The organism is Algoriella sp. (assembly GCF_036647415.1).
Taxonomy (GTDB): Bacteria; Bacteroidota; Bacteroidia; order Flavobacteriales; family Weeksellaceae; genus Empedobacter.
On sequence record NZ_JAVXKG010000018.1, the window covers coordinates 1 to 18,716 of the forward strand.

An 18,716-nucleotide genomic window follows, 5' to 3' on the forward strand; every position below is an offset into this window, starting at 1 on the left:
CTCTTCTTTCATAATGATACTTTTTTCTGTATCATTATTTCAGGACGAGACATATTGTTGAATAAAAAAAGCTCAACTAATGAGCTTCTTGTATATTTTTTTTAGTAGGAAGAATTCGTTTTATGAGATTAAAGACAATTAGATAAAAAACAATTGAAATAAAAAGTAATTCAATATTCTCATTAATGTAGCTATATGCTTGTGATGGATGTGTGAATATAGTTTTTACTAAATTTATTGGTCCTGTAAGTAGGTTGGTTTTGTATGTGAGAAGAATTCTAACAATTATGAAAATCATGAAGATTTGATTGAATAATCCATAAAGTAATTCTAATCCTTCGTTTTTGTTATTGAGTTTTAGTTTGAAAGGGTTTTTGAGAAAATTAATGACTATTTTGTTGCTATTTGATAATAGGTTTGGTGAATCTGTTAAATCTGATAATATCCAATAGCCATCTGTGCGTATAAATGGGATTAATTGATATAAAATAATCACTGTACTTGCTCCTATAATGTCTTGTATTTCGTGTATATCTGTTATTAGATAGACTATATAAAGAAATAGAATAATGAATAGTTGTACATATACGCCAGCTAAATTTGTTATGAGGCGTTCTTCTTTTTTTGCTGCCCAAATGGGTGTAATGTTTGAATAAAATACTGGAAATAGAAAATAAATTCCGACACCAATTTCACCATTTTTTTTTGTGAAACGGTTGCATGCTGCAATATGTCCAAATTCGTGAATAAATGCACTAATAATATAAATTATAAATAAATACATTATATACTTTGTATCTAAATGAAAATGGTGTAATGTCCAGATATTATAAATAGCAAGTGTAAAAAGTAATGAAAAACCGATCCAAAAGAAAGTGGGCTGAAATAATGGTTGTATTATTTTTGACCATTTTTCTGCTTTTTTGGGTGAAAGAATAGTTGTTTCGAAAAGTATAAATGATTTTTCTTTTTTCTTATTCTGTTCTTTTTCTTCGTCTAATTCTAATGTTTTTAGATTTTTGCTGACAATTGTATTAAAATCTGCTTCAGAAACATAATCAAATTCTTTGATAAAATCTTGATAAGCTAATGTTGAATTAGCATTATTGCGTTGTAGAATTTCTAGTAATAATTTGATTTCGTTACTTACAATAAAGTATTTTTCGGAATGTTCTAAAATCCAATTGTTATCGTTTTTCTTTTTGAAAATAAAATCTTTATCTGAAAGTGTATTAAGCATGGCGAATCTCGTCTATTTGTAATTTCCAATCTATAATCTGTTCGTTAATTACATTTATCCAATTTACGATCTTATTTAACTCATATTTTTTAGCAATTTCCTTGGCTAGAGAAAACTGTTCTATCATATAAGAAAACTGCGGATTAGCTAATTCTTCTAAAGCAAAAAAAGCTTTATGTGTATAGCTTTGATTATCTGGATAATAATCGTCATCTGCTTTTAGTAATTGAATTGTATTAGAAATAATATATGTAAACTGCTTGTCTTTTAAATCTTCGCTAATATCTGTCATATCATCATACATTTGTATTGCACGAAAAATATAAGATAACATTTCTTTTATTTCTTCTTTCGGATAATTTTTTTGTAATAACTGTATACCATCTACTATAAAAAATACAGGAATGTGCTTATCTACAGCTATTTCCTGAAACTCATCTTTAGATAATACATAACTATCAAAATTCCATAATTTTTCTTTGATTAAAGCATCAAAATAAATTTTGCTATATTTTGCTTTACTTTCAAAAATTGATGAATCTTCACCAAATAAATTGATAAGGGTTTTTATACATTTTTCATGATGTTCTGTTAGATTAACTAACGGATTATCATCTAAAAGTTGTTTATCTATAGGAATCTCATTATCAATTAATTTATCAAGATAAATAATGTATGTATAATATGTTTTGGCAATAAGATCTAATTGTGATTTTTTATCAGAGTTAATATTTATATTTTCAGTTAAAAATTCGACAATATCTTGAAAAAATAATTGATTTATTTGGCTCATTTTTTCAGTTTATGGCTTAGGAATTTTATTAAGACTTACAATTAAACTTTGCTGTGTAGAAAAACTTGAATGATTACTACAGCCTGATCCTTGATCTCCGAAAGTAATACTGACATTAGTATTACCTGTATATAAATATTTATAAGCTATATAGTATTTATAAGTTCCTGCAGCTAAATTTTCATCATAAAAAAGTGTATTAAAACTTTCAAATGGGCAGGTACCACCTGTGTATACAGAAAAAATCTTTGTTCCAACTAATTTAGGTGTACTAGCAACATCTGTTCGTTCTTTAAATAAAGCCACAGCATAAGTAAATCCAGTAGGGGGAAAACCATTATTTATAGATGAGAATGTAATTGTACCAGTCGCATTAGCTGATATCTTATTATCAATTTTGCTAGGATCTGGAATTACAATACCAGTTACTTCATAATTTGGTATTTTTTGCCATCTATATCCTGATGTAGTAGTTGACCCTAAATCACTATCTTTTGCAAAACCTCCATCATTCGTATTTGTTGTAGGAAAAAAAATATTATCAGCAGCACCAGGTATATTATTAGCACTTGTTAGGTTTATAGAGTTACCACCATTTGTAGTAGAATTGAATGTTGTTGCGGAATATGTTTGTATAGTAGGTACATAGTTATCTACTGTACTTGTATTAAGTAATGACGACCATTTACCATCAATAAAGACATAATATCCTAATGTAAAACTAGTATTTGTGTTGTAAACTATCGTTCCTTCTGGTGGCCAGTCTGCTGTATTTGATGGTGCTAAAGCGATTAATGAAACTTTAGGTAATAAAATACCAGCTTTTTTCGAATTTACATCAAAAATAGCTTTTGGAGTAAGCGAACTACTTGTAAGATATGTAGTATCATCTGAGATGACTACTTGTGCACTCAAAAAAGAAGTTGTAAAAAGTAAAAAATATAGTGCTTTTTTCATGATTTTAAAAATTTGGGTTCTCAAAAGTATTTATAACCAATTCAGTAACCATTGTAGAAGAAGGTAAAAAGTTTTGTTTACGCGTTGCTAAAGTTGTCGATTGACAATTAGCAGTATTTCGACTAGCAACAGAAGTAGCGTATGTGATATTATTTGTTCCATCTATTTCTCTAAATTCCATTGCAACCTTCACTTCACTTATTCCTGTAGGTAAGTTTTTTACAGAACTTAATACATCAAATTGAAAATTCATACAATCCGTATACATATTTGCTGATATAATTTTATGCCCTTTTAGTTTAAAATCAGTATCACCAGGACTTTTTATAAATAAAGCTAAACCAAGAAAACCTTTTAATCCATTTTGTTTATTTGAGCCAGTTGGTGCTTGAATTGTACCAGAAGCTTTAAATATATTGTTGTTAATACTATTTTTAATTTCGATGGTTTTTATAGTCCCATTTGCAAAATTTAAATCTGTCCAATAATTAGCAGGTCTTGCAGAATATAACTCATTAATAACATGTTGTCCATTATTATTTGGAGTTCCAACAGCATTTCCATTATTATAGGTTACTGCTACACCTGAGGTATTAAATTTCACAATTTTAGCAAGGTTGCTTAGTTTAGAATTTACAATACTCATATCAGCTATGTTAGTCCAAGAGTCTGTATCCCAGAAGTATAAACCTTTATTTGTATTGGAATTATCTGAGTTGAAAATTAACAAAGAATTTCTAAGATTATTTGCATTAGAGTCTCCTAGATAATCAGTTGTTTTAGATGTTAATTTATAGTTTGGTACAGAAAATCCTTTAATATCAGTTCTACTATTACTTGATATATTAACAATTGTATTTGTACTATTATCAGCAGGAATACCTGTATTAACTTGAGCATTTGATTGAAAAGTAATTAATGCGAAAGTAATTATAAATATTTTTTTCATAATGGCTTAATTTTTAGGTGTTATCTCTGATACTAAAATATTTAAGTTTGTACTCATCGTTAATGCATTTGTATTATTACAATTTCCATTTAATTCACCTTGAGTACCAGAATTAGAGCTTTTTCCCCCAACTGTTAAGTACGTGAAATTGTTTGAATTGTTGGCTTTTCGAGTATAATAATCAGTACGAGTTGATGCAGTAATTTTAGTAATAAAATTACGTCTTCCCATTATAAAAACCTTTGCAGTATAATCCCCAACTTGGTCAAGTTTTATAACTGAGGTTACGGTGTATGGAGTTACCAAACAGCTAAGTAGTGCTCCATTTGCAAATGTACCAACAGTATATAATTGATAAGTAGAATCACTAGCACCTTTCTTTTTAATAAAAATACCAATATTAAATCCTAATGTATATGCTTGTATATCATTTCCACCTGCAATATAATTATTGCTACCAGTTTGTGCATTACCATTTACAGTTACCGAAACAGTATTATTAGTTTGTAAAACTTGAAAATCTAAATCGGTACCTTGTATAGGATTCCATTTTGCATTTGGTAAGTTTGTATAACTTTTATAAGTTAAAGTGGGGATTGGTTCTGAAGTTATATCAGAGCCATTGCCAAAAAATTGACTTACTACGGTAGGAGTATTACCATCTGTTGTAGATGAGTATAAACGAGTGATGTCTAAACGATTTTGTATATTTTTAAGATCTAATACATAATTCCATTGGTTATTTTGCCAAAAATAATATCCAGAACCTAAACCTTCAGTACCACCTTCGCAAAAAATCAACAATCCATCTGGTATAGTTTCAGAGGGAAGGTTTAAGAATGTCTTATCAGTTAAATTTTTAACGATAGGAATTCTAGGTATTAATACACCTTGATTTGTAGTTCCCGTTTCAAATGCAGAATTTACATTAACATTTGTTTTATTAACCCCAATTTGGGCAAAAGTTAAAGATGATATTATATATAAAAGAAGAAATTTTATTTTCATGTTAGGTATAATTTAGTTAAATTAATTAAGAATACGATTAGCCATAAAAATGGCTAATCGTATAAAACTATTAATCCTCTCCTCCTGGATTTGGTGGTGTTGTTCCACCATCATCACAAACTACTGGTTTGTGGCCTCCACAGAATAAATGTAATACACAATAGAAGATAAACTCTTTTCTGTCTTCTAATTTTTCTACTTGAAAATCATTAATTGACTTTTTCATAATAAATTTGGTTTTAAGGGTTAAATAAAAATATATTAAACTTTTGAAGAATGAATAGTATATTCAATCTTCGTATAAAAATTTCTAAAAAAAATAGTAAAATAAAATTTATAAATTGCTCAAAATTATGAAATTGAGCATTTATGCTTTATGTAGTGTATGTAGTTTCATAGGTAGTAGTTGTATAGTTTTGGTATTTCAAATATATAAATTTTTTTATTGATAAATGTTAAATTTTAATTTGGTTAAGTCATTGTTTTTTAGAGTTTAATCCGATACAAATGGTATTAAGTATTTAATTTTTATTTTGTTTTTCTTAAAAATGAAAAAACTAGCTTTATACGATCAATTTTTTATACTTTCGTTTGATAATATTCTCCTTTGGATTTAGAAATTTTAAAACATATTAGTTCACATCAAAACGAAGAGGCTTTTAAGTTACTTGTTTCGTATTATCACCAAAAAATTTATTGGCAAGTGCGTCGCATGGTTTTTATACATGAAGATGCAGATGATGTAACACAGAATGTTTTCATTAAGATTTATCAAAATTTAGATACGTTTAAAAATGAAGCGAAACTTTCTACTTGGATTTTTAGAATTACGTATAATGAAACAATCAATTTTATTCATAAAAATGCAAAAGAAAGAAATGTATCATTTGAGGACTATTCGAATTCGATCGCAAATGAATTAAGTGCAGATGATTATTATAATGGTGATGAGATAGATTTGAAATTACAAAAAGCAATTGCAAATTTACCAGAAAAACAGCGTATTGTTTTTATGATGAAATATTATGATGAGTTGAAGTATGAACAGATTTCGGAAATTTTAGGAACTTCGGTTGGTGGTTTGAAAGCGTCTTATCATCATGCGGTTACAAAAATTAAAGAATTTTTAGAAGTAGAGGATTAAACCTTTCTTAATTTTAATTGTCTTATTATATGATATGAAAGAAAATGAATTTAAAAACGCTTTTAAAGTTCCAGAAGAGTATTTCTCGAACTTGAAAGACGAAATTTATCTCAAAAAAGTAAAAGATCAAGAAAATTTTAAAGTTCCAACCAATTATTTTGAAACATTGGAACAATCTATTTTAAAGCAAACTGTGCAAGCTAAACCAGCAAAAGTGTTTCAGTTGAATTATTGGTTGGTTGCAGCGTGTGTTATTTTATTAGTTGTAATTTCTATTCCTTTAATTTTAAATAATCAAGAAAAACAAACGACTCAGATTGTAGATACAGAAGTAAAAAACGAAGTTTACGAAAAAATATATGATACTTATATTGTAACAGATCAAAATAAAAAATCGCCTAATGTAACATTAGACGATTCGGATTTTGTATTGTATAATTATTAAATAATTTCGGCACTTAAGCCTCGGTTCAATAACTCTGTGCATCGAGGTTTTAAATCTTCTAATTCACCAGTCAAAACTTCACATTTTCCTTTGTAGTGAATTAAAATAGAACATTGTTCTGCTTGTTCAGGCGTGTGATCGCAAACATCTATCAACGACTCTATTACCCAATCAAAGGTATTTACATCATCATTATATACAATAATTTGATATTTATGCGATTCTTGCTCTAATACATCAACAGCAGAATCTTTTTCTGTTTCCCATATTGGCTGTGTTGCGTATCTTATCATACGTATATTATTTTTTGAAATGTAGTGAAATCCACTCATTTCGTTGTTTTTTAGATACAAATTTTAAGCCACGATCTGTACAAAAAGTATAAATGTCATTATAATCTTGTTCCATTAATCCGCTTAAAAATAAATCACCATTTTCATTCAGCACAGTAATGTAAGAAGGAATTTGGCTTATCAAAATATTTTTATTGATATTAGCTAAAATTACATCAAAATGTTTGCTTCCTAAAAGTGAATTATCACCCATTTTTGCATCTAAACTAACACCGTTTCTTTTCCCATTTTCGATAGAATTTTCAACAGCCCATTCGTCAATATCGATACATTCTGCATAATTTGCGCCACGTTTCATTCCCAAAATAGCAAGAATAGAAGTTCCACAACCCATGTCCAAAATATCTTTTCCAGTAAATTCTGTTTCCAAAATATATTCGACCATCAAGTGTGTTGTAGAGTGATGACCAGTTCCGAAAGACATTTTTGGTTGAATGATAATTTCGTAAGGAATGTTTTCTATTGTTTCATGAAATTCTGCACGAATCAAACATTGATCATTTACTAAAATTGGCGTAAAATTTTCTTCCCAAGTCGCATTCCAGTTTTGTTGTTCAATTTCTTTTCGAGAATACGTAAAATCGATGTTTTCTATTTCATCAATTACTTCTTTTATTTCGTCAATATTTTCGTCCGTTTTTGGCATATAAGCATCAAAACCTTCTTCGTTTTCTACAAAACTTTCAAATGGTAATTCAGAAATCAAAGCAATAATAATTTCGTTGAAGGGATCAGTTTCAGTAACTTTAAATTTATATTCGATGTAATTTGTCATAAATAATTTTGAAAACCCTTTTTAAGTTTTCGATTGCAAATTTACGATTTTTAAAATTATCGTAAAAATATAGACCAACAAGTCTTTGATTTGATTTCTTAAAAGTTGTTATAAAGAGAAATTTTTTAACCCAACCATCATTTCTCGTTTACCTGGAGGACCTGGTCGTTTTTCTACAACATAACCAAGTTCTTTTAGTCCTCTTTTTACAGTTCCTTTGGATGCATAAGTTGTAAAAATAGCAGTCGGTTTGGTTGTACTATCTATAATTTCAAATAATTCTTTTTCCCACATTTCTGGTTGTACTTGCGAGCCAAATGCATCAAAATAAACCAAATCAAATTCAGTTTCATTGCAATTTTTTAGGTTGAAAAAATCATCTTTCACTTTTTTTATTCTAAAATATGGTGAAATAATTTGCCAATTTTCCCAATCAGATAAAAATAAATAACGATATATAATATGTAATTCTTCTTTACGATGAGCTAACTCTGGATAGAATTTAAAAACATCATCAAAAAAATCAATTGCATCAAATTCTGCTTCCAAAACAGGAAATTTTTCTATTCCAACATAATTTACATATTGCTGATTTTTCTCAGCTTCTAATAAAGTTATAAAAGCATTTAGTCCAGTTCCTAATCCAATTTCAAGAATTTTAAGAGGTTTTTTAGTTGTAATAAAATGAGAAAAACCATTTTTAATAAAAACATGCATTGCCTCTTGTACAGCACCATGCTTAGAATGGTAAGATTCATTCCAATCCTCAATATAGATAGTTTTTGAACCATCTTCCGTTTCTTGAATTATCCTTTTCATAGTCGAAAGTTATGATTTTTATTATGAAAAAATACAAATAAAATGTATCTTTGGTAACGCAACAAACAAAATATATCATAACATGGTTATAGAAAAAATTGCTGAATCAAAATTTAATGATTCAGTTTTTAACTCGACTGTTTTTGGGAAAGAGTTTACAGATCACATGTTGATCGTACATTACAAAGATGGAAAATGGGATGAACCAAAAATTGTTCCTTATGGACCAATTTCGATGACGCCAGCGGCGATGTCTTTTCATTATGGGCAAACAATTTTTGAAGGAATGAAGGCTTACAAAAATGATAGTGATGAAGTATTTATTTTTCGTCCTGAGAAAAACTTCGAGCGTTTTAATTTATCTGCAGCACGTCTTAATATGCCTCAAGTTCCGAAAGAAATTTTTATTGATGGTTTAGAAGCGATTGTTGATCTTGATCGTCAGTGGGTACCAAAGGATTATGGAACATCTTTATATATTCGTCCAGTAATGTTCGCAACAGAGGAAGCTGTTTCTGCAAGAGCATCTAATGAATTTATTTTTGCGATTTTATTGGCTTATGCACCTAATTATTATGACAAACCATTGTCAGTAAAAATTGCAGATTTCTATAGCCGCTCTGCTCAAGGAGGTGTAGGTTTTGCAAAATGTGGAGGAAATTATGCGGGATCATTTTTCCCAACTTCAGAAGCTCAAAAAGATGGTTATGATCAAGTGATTTGGACAGATTCTATCGAGCATAAATTTATCGAAGAAGCTGGTACAATGAATGTAATGGTTCGTATCGGAAACAAAATTTTAACTGCACCAACATCAGAACGCATTTTGAATGGTGTGACACGTGATTCTGTTTTGACCCTTGCAAAAGATAATGGTTATGAAGTAGAAGTACGTCCAGTTACTGTAGAAGAAATGTACGAAGCGTATAAATCTGGTGAATTGAAGGAAGTTTTTGGTTGTGGAACTGCTGTTGTAATTACACAATATGATGCAATTGGTTTTGGTGAAGAAAGAGCTCAATTACCTGCATTAGAAGAAAAAGATTCTTTTGCATTACAATTAAAAACAAAATTAAAAGATATTCAATACGGTATTGCTGAAGATCCTTATGGATGGAGAGTAAAAATTGAAGAAACTGTAAATGCATAATTTATAGCTGTCTAAAAAATATAGAAAGCTGACATTTTAAGTGTCAGCTTTTTTTGGCACGATATTTACTATTATGTATTACAAAGTACTAAAATTATAAAATGAATTTTTTGCAAAAATTTCTTATCATCTGTTCAGGCAGTAGTTTTGAACTCTTGAAAAAAACTCCAACTGATGTTAATAAACATGTCGGTATTGGCGGAGTTATTTTGTTTACTGGAATCTTGGCCGCATTATCAGCAGGCTACGCGCTAAATACTGTTTTTGATAATATTTATGCAGCAACAGGTTTTGGAATTTTATGGGGATTAATGATTTTTAATCTTGATCGTTATATTGTAACATCTATGAAAAAATCAGGCGGATTTTTCAGACAATTTATGACAGCTTTACCTCGGCTTATTGTGGCAGTTTTATTAGGAATTGTCATATCGAAACCATTAGAATTAAAAATCTTTGAAAAAGAAATTAATAAACAGTTAAATGTTATTGTTAACCGTAATAAAGCAGAATTACAAAAAGGTATTGATGCACGTTATACAGATTTAGGTACACCTTTTTCTAATGAGCGTAAACAAATTTATGATCAGATTGATAAATTGCGAGCAGAATATAATTTAGCTTCGACCGAGTTAGAAAAGGAAATTGTTGGTACAGAAACTGAAACAACAACAGGGCGAGAAGGTAATGGTCCTAATGCGAAACGTAAAGCAGAATTGAAAAAGCAAAAAGCTGCGGAAATTGAAACATATATTCAGCAATCTACGCCACGTTTAGCTGAAATTAATAAAGAATTAGATCGATTGAATTTTTCCAAAGAGAAAGAAATAGATGCAGCCAAACCAACCGAAGAAAATTACAATGGTTTTGCGGCTCGTATGCAAGCTTTAGACGAATTGTCAGCAACAAATCCAATATTAGGAACTGCGGCTATTTTTATAGCACTTGTTTTTATTTCGTTAGAAACTGCGCCAGTTTTGGTAAAATTAATTGCACCCAAAGGACCGTATGATTTCTTGTTAGAAAAACATGAACATTCGTTTAAGATATTTAGTAAAGAATCCATCGAAATAATGGATATAAAATCTGAAAAAAGGATTCGTCACGAAATAGAAAAAGTATAAATCATAAAAAAGTAACTTCTATTTGAAGTTACTTTTTTATTTTTGTGTCTTTATTATTTCTTGATTAGTTGATGTTGAGCAATTCCTTTTTGGGTTTTTACTTTAATAAAATAGATTCCTTTTGGTAATTGAATAGTTTGAGAAAAATGATTTGTATTCAATTGATTAAATTCTAAAACTATTTTTCCTGTTGTATCATAAACTACAATTTCTTGAATTTTGTTACTTTGTTCTGAAATCAGGTTTAACTCACCGTTTGTAGGGTTTGGAGCTAAAACTACTTTTCCTACTTTTTGATTATTGATATCATTTACCGCTAAAGTTGTCAAATCAAATTGATATAAATTATAATCTTGATTTACCAAATATAATTTCTCATTTAGGATTTGAAAATTACGCCAGTTTTTTAGAATATTTTCTTTTTCATTCTTCGATAGACCAAACATCGGAAACCACAAAATTCCTTTGTCTGCCGAAGCGAGTACTTCTCCATTTACAATAGCAACAATGAAATCTTTATAAAGTGTCACTGCAAAATTTCCATAGCTTGGATAATCATATTGAGCCGAAACAAAGTTTTTACCAAAATCCGTAGATGTTTTGATGTAAGGAATTTCATTAATTTGATAAAGATAAATAATTAATCCTGTTTTGTCCACATATTTATGACTGTTGGTTTCTTCTGTAGGTATAGTGAACAAAGTTTCTTTTGTTTTTCCTTCATCATATGTTATATTAACGTTCCTGCTTGCGTAGTCATACCACCAAATAGTCTCTAAATCCAAATATGTACCATATTGCATTTCTTCTGGTATATCTCTTATTTCCCAATTTTTACCACCATCTTTTGTTACTATATTAAGATATTTACCATTAGAAAATGTTGAGACAAAACCCAAATTTTCATCAATAAATTTGATCTTACTAAATCCATCCGCATGAAATATAGCTGGGTTGTTGTATACAAGATTCCAGTTTTTTCCACCATTCTCGGTTTTAAAAATAGAAAAATCTACAAATTGATTCACAACAAAATAACCAACATTTTTATTAATAAAATCTAATCCAATGGAATGATAACTAATTTCTATTGGAGCAGGAAAATCGATTGACTCTTTGGTTTTAAAATTATATAGAGTTGGTTGTAAGTTAGCATCTTGTCCCCAAATTTCTTCATCAGAAAATATATCCAAATGGTCAGTTTTATTTAGGTAATTAATGTAAATTAACTTACTATAAATTTCCCAATTTTTCAAATCATATGAAAGCATCGATTGTCCTTCGTATACACCCAAATATTCGTTATTGTCAATAAATAAATAAGATACAGGGTAAGGCAATTTCATTTTTTCTAAATTTTGACCATCTTCCACAAATTTATAGAGATAATTATCTGCTTGATTTTTATACTGTTGATAAACATAAAAAGTATCACCTTTAAGTATAATTTGTCTATCTAAACCGATTTCAGGTAAAGGTGTAATTTTCCAACTATTCCCATCATCTTTACTTGTATAGATTTCGTTTTTAGAAATATATAAGGCCGTTAATTGGTTTGTATAAAATATTTTACTAGATATGGATACATAGTTGTTTGGCTTTTCAATTTCTCGCTGAGCATTCCATGTGACTCCACCATCTTTAGTAGAGTATATCCAATGTTTATTATTAGCATAGATAAATGCTTTTCCTTCTAAATTATTTTTAAAAGCAAAGTTATAAATACCAATCTTCGTTGCATCAGTGTTTATTTGCGCTCTTATCCATTCTCCAGAAAAGTTATCCATGTAAAAAAAACTTTCTGTATTGTTTTCCCTTGAAGAAATTATAATACGATTATTTTCTAATAATTTTACAACATTAGCATCTTTTACATATTTGTTATTTTTCACTTGTATGAAATTCTCTCCTTTATCATAAGAAACATAAAAATTATCATATCGACTAGTATAAAGTAAAACATCTTTGTTATTTAATATACCAATTGAGTTATAATCTCCTTGAAATTTTTTCGTCCATGTTTTTCCCTTATCGTCACTTTTATATATAATATCATTATAGCTATTGAATCCAAAATAAGAATCTTGTATTTTTACCAATTCATTAATAACAGTTCGCTCACCCAAAAGTTCTGTATTTTCTTTAAGACTTAATTTTTGTGCAGATATAAAACAAGAGATAAAGATTAAAATAAAAAATAAATGTTTTTTCATAAGCGTTAATTTTTGTAAATATATGTATTATAGTGATATAAAATTATTTTAACATAATGCTAAATAGGAAATGTAAATTTTCTTTTTGATTATCTCAAGTAGTAAATAGTGTAATCGAGAATACTTTTTTTTATTTTTGCAAAGATTATGGAAACTTATAAGATAGAAATTTACGGAGAAGACGAAAATCTAATTCAGAGAATGGAAGAAGTTATAACACCAATAAAAGAATTGGTCGGTTATTCTTGGAAATTATTGTGGATTGATGGAGAAAGCGAAACAGATGAATATTCTGTTTTTGAGTTACAAGAGGTAATTGATCAACAAGACGGAATTATTGTTGATTATGACCAATTAGAAAGTCTTTGTTATAAAATGGAAACTGTTTCTGAAGCATTGATTATTGGCGATAGAAACGAAAAAAATCTTTTTGTAAACATAGAAGATGAAAATTTATACAACAACGAAGTTGTTTTTGAATTTGTAAAAGATTCACATTGGCAAATTTTAACATCAGATCTTAATGTGGTTGATACATTCAAAGTTTTCTTTCCGAATAGTAAAATTATTGATTAAAATTGATTAGATTTATAATAAATCTCTCATTATGAATGTAGAAGAGTTAAAAAAGTTAGCAATAGAAAAGCTGAACAAACTTGATGATGTTAATATTATTGAACAAATTAAAAATTTGATTGATTTTGAATCTGAAAGTGATTTTTACGAATTAAATGATGAGCAAATAATTCGTGTAAAGGAAGCTAAAAATGAATACAAAAATTCATTTGTTTTAAACGAGAATGAAGCCAATCAAGATATTGAAAAATGGCTAAACGAAAAATAGTTTGGACAAATACTGCAAATCTTGAACGAAAAGATATTTTAGAATACTGGATTTTGAGGAATAAATCAAAGAGATTTAGTTTAAGATTAAATTATTTGATTCTTCAAACATTAGAAGTTTTGCGTGAAAATCCAACAATAGGTCGTCGTACAAATGTTGATAACGTAAGAATAAAACTTATCAGAGGTTATTTATTATTGTATGAATTTACAGTTTCTGAATTAATTATTTTGAGTATTTGGGATGCTCGTAGAGATATAAAATAATAAAGCCACTAATGAAGTGGCTTTATTATTTTTTAATATTTTCCTTGTAAGGCATTATAAATTTGTAAAGTTTCTTTTGCAGCTTTTACATCATGCACGCGCAAAATTTTTGTACCTTTTTGTAACGCAACCATATTAAGAACAGAAGTTCCATTTAGAGCTTCTTGTGGAGTTGTGTCAAAAAGTTTATAAATCATAGATTTTCTTGAAACACCTACTAATAAAGGAAAATCTCCAAAACCTAAAGCTTCCATTTTACTGAATAATTCATAATTCTGTTCCAAAGTTTTAGCAAATCCAAAACCAGGATCCAAAATAATATCATTTATTTTTGCGGCTTTCAATTGCGCAATTTTTTTAGCAAAATATTCATTTACTTCCAGTGTTACATCTTTGTATTCAGCATTTTTTTGCATGGTTTGCGGCGTTCCTTTCATGTGCATCAAAATGTATGGAATTTTTAAATCCGTAATTGCGGCAAACATATTTTCGTCCAATTCCCAACCCGAAACATCATTTATAATTGCAGCACCAGCTTTTACAGCTTCGCGCGCAACATTTCCACGAAAAGTATCAATAGAAATAATCAATTCTGGATGATTTTTAATAATTGTTTCAATAATCGGAGCAGTACGGTCAATTTCTTCTTGTTCCGAAATGGCTTCAGCACCAGGTTTTGTCGAATATCCACCAATATCCAAAATATTTGCACCTTCAGAAAGATGTTTTTCTACTTTTTCTAAAATCAAATTTATTGATTGATTACTTCCACCATCGTAAAAAGAATCTGGTGTCGTATTCAAAATTCCCATAATTTTAGGCTCGCTCAAATCAATCAAGCGTCCATTACAATTAATTGTCATATCTTAGAAGTTCTTTAAGTAATTTCAATTATTTTTGAAATCGAAACGAAATTATGAAAAATACGTCAATTCAATTCAAAGAAATCATCTCAGTTTGTCGAGATTTATATATCAAAAAATTAAAAGATTACGGTCCGGCTTGGCGTGTACTGCGTTTGCCATCTTTAACAGATCAAATTTTTATCAAAATTAGTCGTATCAGAACGTTGCAAGAAGCGACGGAGCGAATGATAGATGAAGATGAAGAAGGAGAATTTATTGCGATTGTAAATTATTCGATAATGGCACTGATTCAGTTAGAATTAGGTTTTGCAGATCAACCAGATTTGACGGACGAAGAAGCAATAATCTATTATGATAAATATGCTATAATTGCACATGATTTGATGTTGAAAAAGAATCACGATTATGGCGAAGCTTGGCGAGATATGCGTATAAGTTCTATCACAGATTTAATCTATCAGAAGGTTTTACGTACCAAAAGTATCGAAGACAATAAAGGAAAAACAATAGTGTCAGAAGGTTTGGATGCGAATTATTTAGACATGATAAATTATTCAATTTTTACACTTATTTTAATTAACGAAAAGAAAACAACATGAAATATTTAGTTCAATTTGCTCGAATTATTGTCGGCGTTCTTTTTATTATTTCTGGATTTGTAAAAAATGTAGATCCAGTTGGATTGAGTTATAAATTAGAAGAATATTTTTCGCCAACCGTTCTTAATATTCCATTTTTAGAGGGTTTAAGTTTACCATTAGCAACATTTTTCTCACTTTTCGAAATTGTTTTGGGTGTATTGTTATTACTTGGTGTTTGGAGAAAATTTACCACAATTGCACTTTTATTAACAATTGTATTTTTTACATTTCTTACATTTTATTCAGCCTATTTCAATAAAGTGACAGATTGCGGATGTTTTGGCGATGCGTTAAAATTAGAACCTTGGACATCATTTTACAAAGATGTTGTTTTATTAGTTTTGATTATCATTTTAGTTGTTGGTCAAAAATATATACAACCATTGTTTTCAGCAAAAGTAAATTATGGTATAAATACATTGGTATTAATCGTTTCAGCAATCATTGCATATTTAGGAATTTCTCACAATCCTATTATTGATTTTAGAGCTTATGCAGTCGGAAAAAACTTGATTGAAGGAATGAAAACTCCAGAAGAATTAGGTCTAAAACCAACCACTTATAAAACCATTTATACTATGAAAAATAAGGTTGATGGACAAGTTGTAGAGATTGACGATGCGCAATATATTGCAGATGATAAGTGGTACAAACAGGGAACTCCTTGGCAAATTGAAGAAGACAAAACGCGTACAATTGTAGAGAAAAAAGGATATGAACCACCAATTCATGATTTTAGTTTTGATTGCAATGGAGTAGATAAAACTTCAGAAATTTTGAATGCGTCAAAAACATTAATTTTTGTTGTTCCATTTGTTGAAAAAGTGGATAAAAGTCAAATTGCTAAATTGAATAGTCTTGGAAAAGAGGCCAAACAGAAAGGTTTTGTAGTAACGACAATTTCTAATAATCCAATCAAAGGTTTAGAATTGGAGAATTGTTTTATGGATCAAACAACGATGAAAACAATTATTCGTTCAAATCCTGGTGTCATGATTTTGGAAAAAGGAACAGTGAAAGCAAAATTTCATTACAATGATTTTCCAACAATAAATCAATTAGAAGAATTATTTTAAGAAGTGATTAATTATATTTTAAATAAAATTTTCTACGGATTTTTAACGCTTTTTGGTGTTATAACTGTAGTTTTTCTACTGTTTTCTGTACTTCCAGGTGATCCTGCACGAATGATGCTCGATCAGAAAGAAGATCCAGAACAATTGACTCAGATTAGAAAAAAATTAGGTTTAGATCAACCTTTATGGAAACAATATGCTTTTTATATAAATGATTTATCGCCGATTTCGTTTCACAATAATGATGTAAATACAACATATACGTCATTAAGTTCGGAGAAATACAATTACACAAAATTGATAGATTTCGGGACAAATGAAATGGTTTTAAAAACACCTTATTTGCGCGAATCTTTTCAGAAACAAGGAAAAAACGTTTCAACAATTATTGGTGAAACCTTACCAAATACAATTGTTTTGGCGGTAGCTTCTATTATTATTGCAACTATTTTTGGTGTATTGTTAGGAATTATTTCTGCATTGATGAAAGATACTTGGGTAGATCGTTTACTATTGATTGTGACAAGTTTCGGAATGAGTATTCCTTCTTTTTTTGCAGCAATTATTATTGCCTATATTTTTGCATTTTTGATGCATGATATTACAGGACTTAATATGATTGGAAGTTTATATGAAGTGGATGATTTAGGCGAAGGAAAACATCTTGTATTGAAGAATTTAATTCTTCCTGCAATTACATTAGGGTCTCGTCCGTTAGCGGTTTTTACACAATTGACACGCAATTCTTTGTTAGAAGTTTTGAATCAAGATTATATACGAACAGCATTTGCAAAAGGTTTATCACGAAAAACAGTTATTACAAAGCATGCACTTCGTAATGCGTTGAATCCTGTTGTTACAGCAATTTCTGGATGGTTTGCATCTATGTTAGCAGGTTCTGTTTTTGTGGAATTTGTATTTGGTTGGAATGGATTGGGAAAAGAAATCGTAAATGCCTTAAATACATTAGATTTACCAATTGTAATGGGCGCAGTTTTAGTAATTGCTGTGATGTTTATTGTGATTAATATTATTGTAGACATATTATATGGTGTTTTAGATCCTCGTGTTCGTATAAAATAAATCAGCTTTTAAATTCGTAAGATTTAATTATCTTGCAGTATAGTTAAAACCAAATCAAAACAAAATACACTTTTATGCGAGATAAAATCGTTGCAGGAAACTGGAAAATGAACTTAAACTTTGAAGATGCTATAAAATTAGCAACTAATATTAATGCGTGGGTTGCGGATAATCATCCAATTGCGCAAGTTATTATTGCGCCGTCTTCACTTTATTTACAAACCTTGTTAGAAGGAGTTGATGAGCAATACGTAAAAATTGCATCACAAGATATTTCTGCACACGAAAAAGGTGCCTATACAGGAGATATTTCTGCAGAACAATTAGATAGTATTGGCTTAGATTTCGCAATTATTGGACATTCTGAACGTAGAGAATATCAAGGAGAAACAGATGTAATAGTTGCAGAAAAATTAAAACAAGCATTCAAACATCAAATAAATCCAATCTTATGTGTTGGAGAGAAATTAGAAGAACGCGAAGCAGAAGAGCATTTTAATGTAGTGAAGACTCAATTAATGAATGCTTTAGTTGTTCAAAGTCCTGAAAATTTATCTCGATTAATTATTGCTTACGAACCTGTTTGGGCAATCGGAACAGGAAAAACAGCTTCACCAGAACAAGCGCAAGAAATACATGCTTTTATTAGAAAAGTATTGAAAGAAGAGTTTGGAGTAGAAGTAGCTAACAAAACAAGCATTTTATATGGTGGTAGTGTAAGTGCGCAAAATGCAAACGAAATTTTTGCTCAACCCGATATTGACGGTGGTCTTGTTGGAGGAGCTTCCTTAAAATATGATGATTTTGTGCAAATAATTGCTGCATGTAAATAATTTCAAAACTCAATCTTAGGATTGAGTTTTTTTATTTTATAAACTAAAAGTCGCTCTGCATAAGGTTTCATTAATAATAAAAATATTTTCTTTAAGAAAATTATAACATTTATTACCATTTATTAAGATTTTTCGGA

The 18,716-nt window shown here is 29.1% G+C and carries 22 protein-coding genes; 11 read left to right on the forward strand and 11 right to left on the reverse strand.

All coding sequences use genetic code 11. The features are described 5' to 3' along the window. Positions 1-76: 76 nt before the first annotated feature. From RSC72_RS08840 to RSC72_RS08865, 6 genes are all read right to left on the reverse strand, one after another. Entirely contained in the window at positions 77-1,240 is a 1,164-nt protein-coding gene (locus RSC72_RS08840; protein WP_332578476.1) for a hypothetical protein, read from the reverse strand. Then, on the reverse strand, positions 1,233-2,033 hold the full coding sequence (locus RSC72_RS08845) for a hypothetical protein (protein WP_332578477.1): 801 nt from the start codon (positions 2,031-2,033) through the stop codon (positions 1,233-1,235). Before RSC72_RS08845 ends, RSC72_RS08840 begins: the two co-directional genes overlap by 8 nt. Positions 2,034-2,042: 9 nt before the next feature. Then, complete coding sequence (locus tag RSC72_RS08850) at positions 2,043-2,990, reverse strand: hypothetical protein (protein WP_332578478.1); 948 nt, start codon at positions 2,988-2,990, stop codon at positions 2,043-2,045. Between the two features lie 4 nt (positions 2,991-2,994). Beyond that, complete coding sequence (locus tag RSC72_RS08855; protein WP_332578479.1) at positions 2,995-3,939, reverse strand: hypothetical protein; 945 nt, start codon at positions 3,937-3,939, stop codon at positions 2,995-2,997. Positions 3,940-3,945: 6 nt separating this feature from the next. After that, positions 3,946-4,947, reverse strand: a complete 1,002-nt coding sequence (locus tag RSC72_RS08860) for a hypothetical protein (RefSeq protein WP_332543792.1) — start codon at positions 4,945-4,947, stop codon at positions 3,946-3,948. Positions 4,948-5,017: 70 nt separating this feature from the next. Then, positions 5,018-5,173 (reverse strand): hypothetical protein, encoded by a 156-nt coding sequence (locus RSC72_RS08865; protein WP_332543793.1) that lies wholly within the window; start codon positions 5,171-5,173, stop codon positions 5,018-5,020. A gap of 381 nt (positions 5,174-5,554) precedes the next feature. On the opposite strand from RSC72_RS08865, the gene RSC72_RS08870 reads away from it, so the two are divergent. Together RSC72_RS08870 and RSC72_RS08875 are read left to right on the forward strand one after the other, a co-directional pair. After that, complete coding sequence (locus RSC72_RS08870) at positions 5,555-6,091, forward strand: RNA polymerase sigma factor (protein WP_332543794.1); 537 nt, start codon at positions 5,555-5,557, stop codon at positions 6,089-6,091. A gap of 34 nt (positions 6,092-6,125) precedes the next feature. Continuing rightward, complete coding sequence (locus RSC72_RS08875; RefSeq protein WP_332543795.1) at positions 6,126-6,536, forward strand: hypothetical protein; 411 nt, start codon at positions 6,126-6,128, stop codon at positions 6,534-6,536. Here RSC72_RS08875 and RSC72_RS08880 read toward each other — a convergent pair. The 3 genes from RSC72_RS08880 to mnmD all read right to left on the reverse strand — a co-directional run bounded on the left by RSC72_RS08880 (position 6,533) and on the right by mnmD (position 8,483). Further along, complete coding sequence (locus tag RSC72_RS08880; RefSeq protein ID WP_332543796.1) at positions 6,533-6,829, reverse strand: ATP-dependent Clp protease adaptor ClpS; 297 nt, start codon at positions 6,827-6,829, stop codon at positions 6,533-6,535. The two genes, RSC72_RS08875 and RSC72_RS08880, sit on opposite strands and share 4 nt — an antisense overlap. Before the next feature lie 7 nt (positions 6,830-6,836). Then, on the reverse strand, positions 6,837-7,664 hold the full coding sequence (gene prmA, locus RSC72_RS08885) for a 50S ribosomal protein L11 methyltransferase (protein WP_332543797.1): 828 nt from the start codon (positions 7,662-7,664) through the stop codon (positions 6,837-6,839). A gap of 108 nt (positions 7,665-7,772) precedes the next feature. Continuing rightward, entirely contained in the window at positions 7,773-8,483 is a 711-nt protein-coding gene (gene mnmD, locus RSC72_RS08890; protein ID WP_332543798.1) for a tRNA (5-methylaminomethyl-2-thiouridine)(34)-methyltransferase MnmD, read from the reverse strand. Between the two features lie 82 nt (positions 8,484-8,565). Here mnmD and RSC72_RS08895 point away from each other — a divergent pair, with 82 nt between their 5' ends. Both RSC72_RS08895 and RSC72_RS08900 read left to right on the forward strand, forming a co-directional pair. Further along, positions 8,566-9,633: a branched-chain amino acid aminotransferase gene (locus RSC72_RS08895; protein ID WP_332543799.1), complete on the forward strand. Its 1,068-nt coding sequence runs from the start codon at positions 8,566-8,568 to the stop codon at positions 9,631-9,633. A gap of 101 nt (positions 9,634-9,734) precedes the next feature. Continuing rightward, complete coding sequence (locus RSC72_RS08900; RefSeq protein ID WP_332543800.1) at positions 9,735-10,757, forward strand: DUF4407 domain-containing protein; 1,023 nt, start codon at positions 9,735-9,737, stop codon at positions 10,755-10,757. Positions 10,758-10,810: 53 nt separating this feature from the next. On the opposite strand, the gene RSC72_RS08905 is transcribed toward RSC72_RS08900, so the two are convergent. After that, on the reverse strand, positions 10,811-12,970 hold the full coding sequence (locus tag RSC72_RS08905) for a T9SS type A sorting domain-containing protein (RefSeq protein WP_332543801.1): 2,160 nt from the start codon (positions 12,968-12,970) through the stop codon (positions 10,811-10,813). A gap of 147 nt (positions 12,971-13,117) precedes the next feature. On the opposite strand from RSC72_RS08905, the gene RSC72_RS08910 reads away from it, so the two are divergent. Genes RSC72_RS08910 through RSC72_RS08920 form a run of 3 tightly spaced genes read left to right on the forward strand, consistent with a single transcriptional unit; the run spans position 13,118 to position 14,080 of the window. Then, a complete protein-coding gene (locus RSC72_RS08910; protein WP_332543802.1) occupies positions 13,118-13,546 on the forward strand; it encodes a hypothetical protein in 429 nt (142 codons plus the stop codon). A gap of 31 nt (positions 13,547-13,577) precedes the next feature. Continuing rightward, positions 13,578-13,814, forward strand: a complete 237-nt coding sequence (locus RSC72_RS08915; RefSeq protein ID WP_332543803.1) for a hypothetical protein — start codon at positions 13,578-13,580, stop codon at positions 13,812-13,814. Continuing rightward, positions 13,796-14,080, forward strand: coding sequence for a type II toxin-antitoxin system RelE/ParE family toxin (locus RSC72_RS08920; protein WP_332543804.1), 285 nt, complete (start codon positions 13,796-13,798; stop codon positions 14,078-14,080). Before RSC72_RS08915 ends, RSC72_RS08920 begins: the two co-directional genes overlap by 19 nt. Positions 14,081-14,112: 32 nt before the next feature. Here the strand turns inward: RSC72_RS08920 and folP are convergent, their stop codons facing one another. Further along, positions 14,113-14,943 carry a dihydropteroate synthase gene (gene folP, locus RSC72_RS08925; RefSeq protein ID WP_332543805.1) on the reverse strand — a complete coding sequence of 277 codons (831 nt, stop codon included), beginning with the start codon at positions 14,941-14,943 and terminating at the stop codon, positions 14,113-14,115. Positions 14,944-14,996: 53 nt separating this feature from the next. Between folP and RSC72_RS08930 the strand changes: the two genes are divergently transcribed. The 4 genes from RSC72_RS08930 to tpiA all read left to right on the forward strand — a co-directional run bounded on the left by RSC72_RS08930 (position 14,997) and on the right by tpiA (position 18,579). Further along, positions 14,997-15,545 carry a DUF1599 domain-containing protein gene (locus tag RSC72_RS08930; protein ID WP_332543806.1) on the forward strand — a complete coding sequence of 183 codons (549 nt, stop codon included), beginning with the start codon at positions 14,997-14,999 and terminating at the stop codon, positions 15,543-15,545. Then, entirely contained in the window at positions 15,542-16,663 is a 1,122-nt protein-coding gene (locus RSC72_RS08935; protein WP_332543807.1) for a BT_3928 family protein, read from the forward strand. The genes RSC72_RS08930 and RSC72_RS08935 overlap by 4 nt, the downstream gene beginning before the upstream one ends. A 3-nt stretch (positions 16,664-16,666) precedes the next feature. After that, positions 16,667-17,746 (forward strand): ABC transporter permease, encoded by a 1,080-nt coding sequence (locus tag RSC72_RS08940; RefSeq protein WP_332543808.1) that lies wholly within the window; start codon positions 16,667-16,669, stop codon positions 17,744-17,746. Positions 17,747-17,820: 74 nt separating this feature from the next. Next, positions 17,821-18,579 carry a triose-phosphate isomerase gene (tpiA, locus tag RSC72_RS08945; protein ID WP_332543809.1) on the forward strand — a complete coding sequence of 253 codons (759 nt, stop codon included), beginning with the start codon at positions 17,821-17,823 and terminating at the stop codon, positions 18,577-18,579. Positions 18,580-18,716: the final 137 nt, after the last annotated feature.

Bases quoted from the DNA above. Each gene is read 5' to 3' on its own strand.
- RSC72_RS08860 (WP_332543792.1), bottom strand. From the start codon at position 4,947: ATGAAAATAAAATTTCTTCTTTTATATATAATATCATCTTTAACTTTT.
- RSC72_RS08875 (WP_332543795.1), top strand. From the start codon at position 6,126: ATGAAAGAAAATGAATTTAAAAACGCTTTTAAAGTTCCAGAAGAGTAT.
- RSC72_RS08880 (WP_332543796.1), bottom strand. From the start codon at position 6,829: ATGATAAGATACGCAACACAGCCAATATGGGAAACAGAAAAAGATTCT.
- RSC72_RS08935 (WP_332543807.1), top strand. From the start codon at position 15,542: ATGAAATATTTAGTTCAATTTGCTCGAATTATTGTCGGCGTTCTTTTT.
- RSC72_RS08900 (WP_332543800.1), top strand. From the start codon at position 9,735: ATGAATTTTTTGCAAAAATTTCTTATCATCTGTTCAGGCAGTAGTTTT.
- mnmD (WP_332543798.1), bottom strand. From the start codon at position 8,483: ATGAAAAGGATAATTCAAGAAACGGAAGATGGTTCAAAAACTATCTAT.
- RSC72_RS08865 (WP_332543793.1), bottom strand. From the start codon at position 5,173: ATGAAAAAGTCAATTAATGATTTTCAAGTAGAAAAATTAGAAGACAGA.
- prmA (WP_332543797.1), bottom strand. From the start codon at position 7,664: ATGACAAATTACATCGAATATAAATTTAAAGTTACTGAAACTGATCCC.
- RSC72_RS08850 (WP_332578478.1), bottom strand. From the start codon at position 2,990: ATGAAAAAAGCACTATATTTTTTACTTTTTACAACTTCTTTTTTGAGT.
- RSC72_RS08915 (WP_332543803.1), top strand. From the start codon at position 13,578: ATGAATGTAGAAGAGTTAAAAAAGTTAGCAATAGAAAAGCTGAACAAA.
- RSC72_RS08910 (WP_332543802.1), top strand. From the start codon at position 13,118: ATGGAAACTTATAAGATAGAAATTTACGGAGAAGACGAAAATCTAATT.
- RSC72_RS08905 (WP_332543801.1), bottom strand. From the start codon at position 12,970: ATGAAAAAACATTTATTTTTTATTTTAATCTTTATCTCTTGTTTTATA.
- RSC72_RS08895 (WP_332543799.1), top strand. From the start codon at position 8,566: ATGGTTATAGAAAAAATTGCTGAATCAAAATTTAATGATTCAGTTTTT.
- RSC72_RS08845 (WP_332578477.1), bottom strand. From the start codon at position 2,033: ATGAGCCAAATAAATCAATTATTTTTTCAAGATATTGTCGAATTTTTA.
- folP (WP_332543805.1), bottom strand. From the start codon at position 14,943: ATGACAATTAATTGTAATGGACGCTTGATTGATTTGAGCGAGCCTAAA.
- RSC72_RS08855 (WP_332578479.1), bottom strand. From the start codon at position 3,939: ATGAAAAAAATATTTATAATTACTTTCGCATTAATTACTTTTCAATCA.
- RSC72_RS08930 (WP_332543806.1), top strand. From the start codon at position 14,997: ATGAAAAATACGTCAATTCAATTCAAAGAAATCATCTCAGTTTGTCGA.
- RSC72_RS08920 (WP_332543804.1), top strand. From the start codon at position 13,796: ATGGCTAAACGAAAAATAGTTTGGACAAATACTGCAAATCTTGAACGA.
- RSC72_RS08840 (WP_332578476.1), bottom strand. From the start codon at position 1,240: ATGCTTAATACACTTTCAGATAAAGATTTTATTTTCAAAAAGAAAAAC.
- tpiA (WP_332543809.1), top strand. From the start codon at position 17,821: ATGCGAGATAAAATCGTTGCAGGAAACTGGAAAATGAACTTAAACTTT.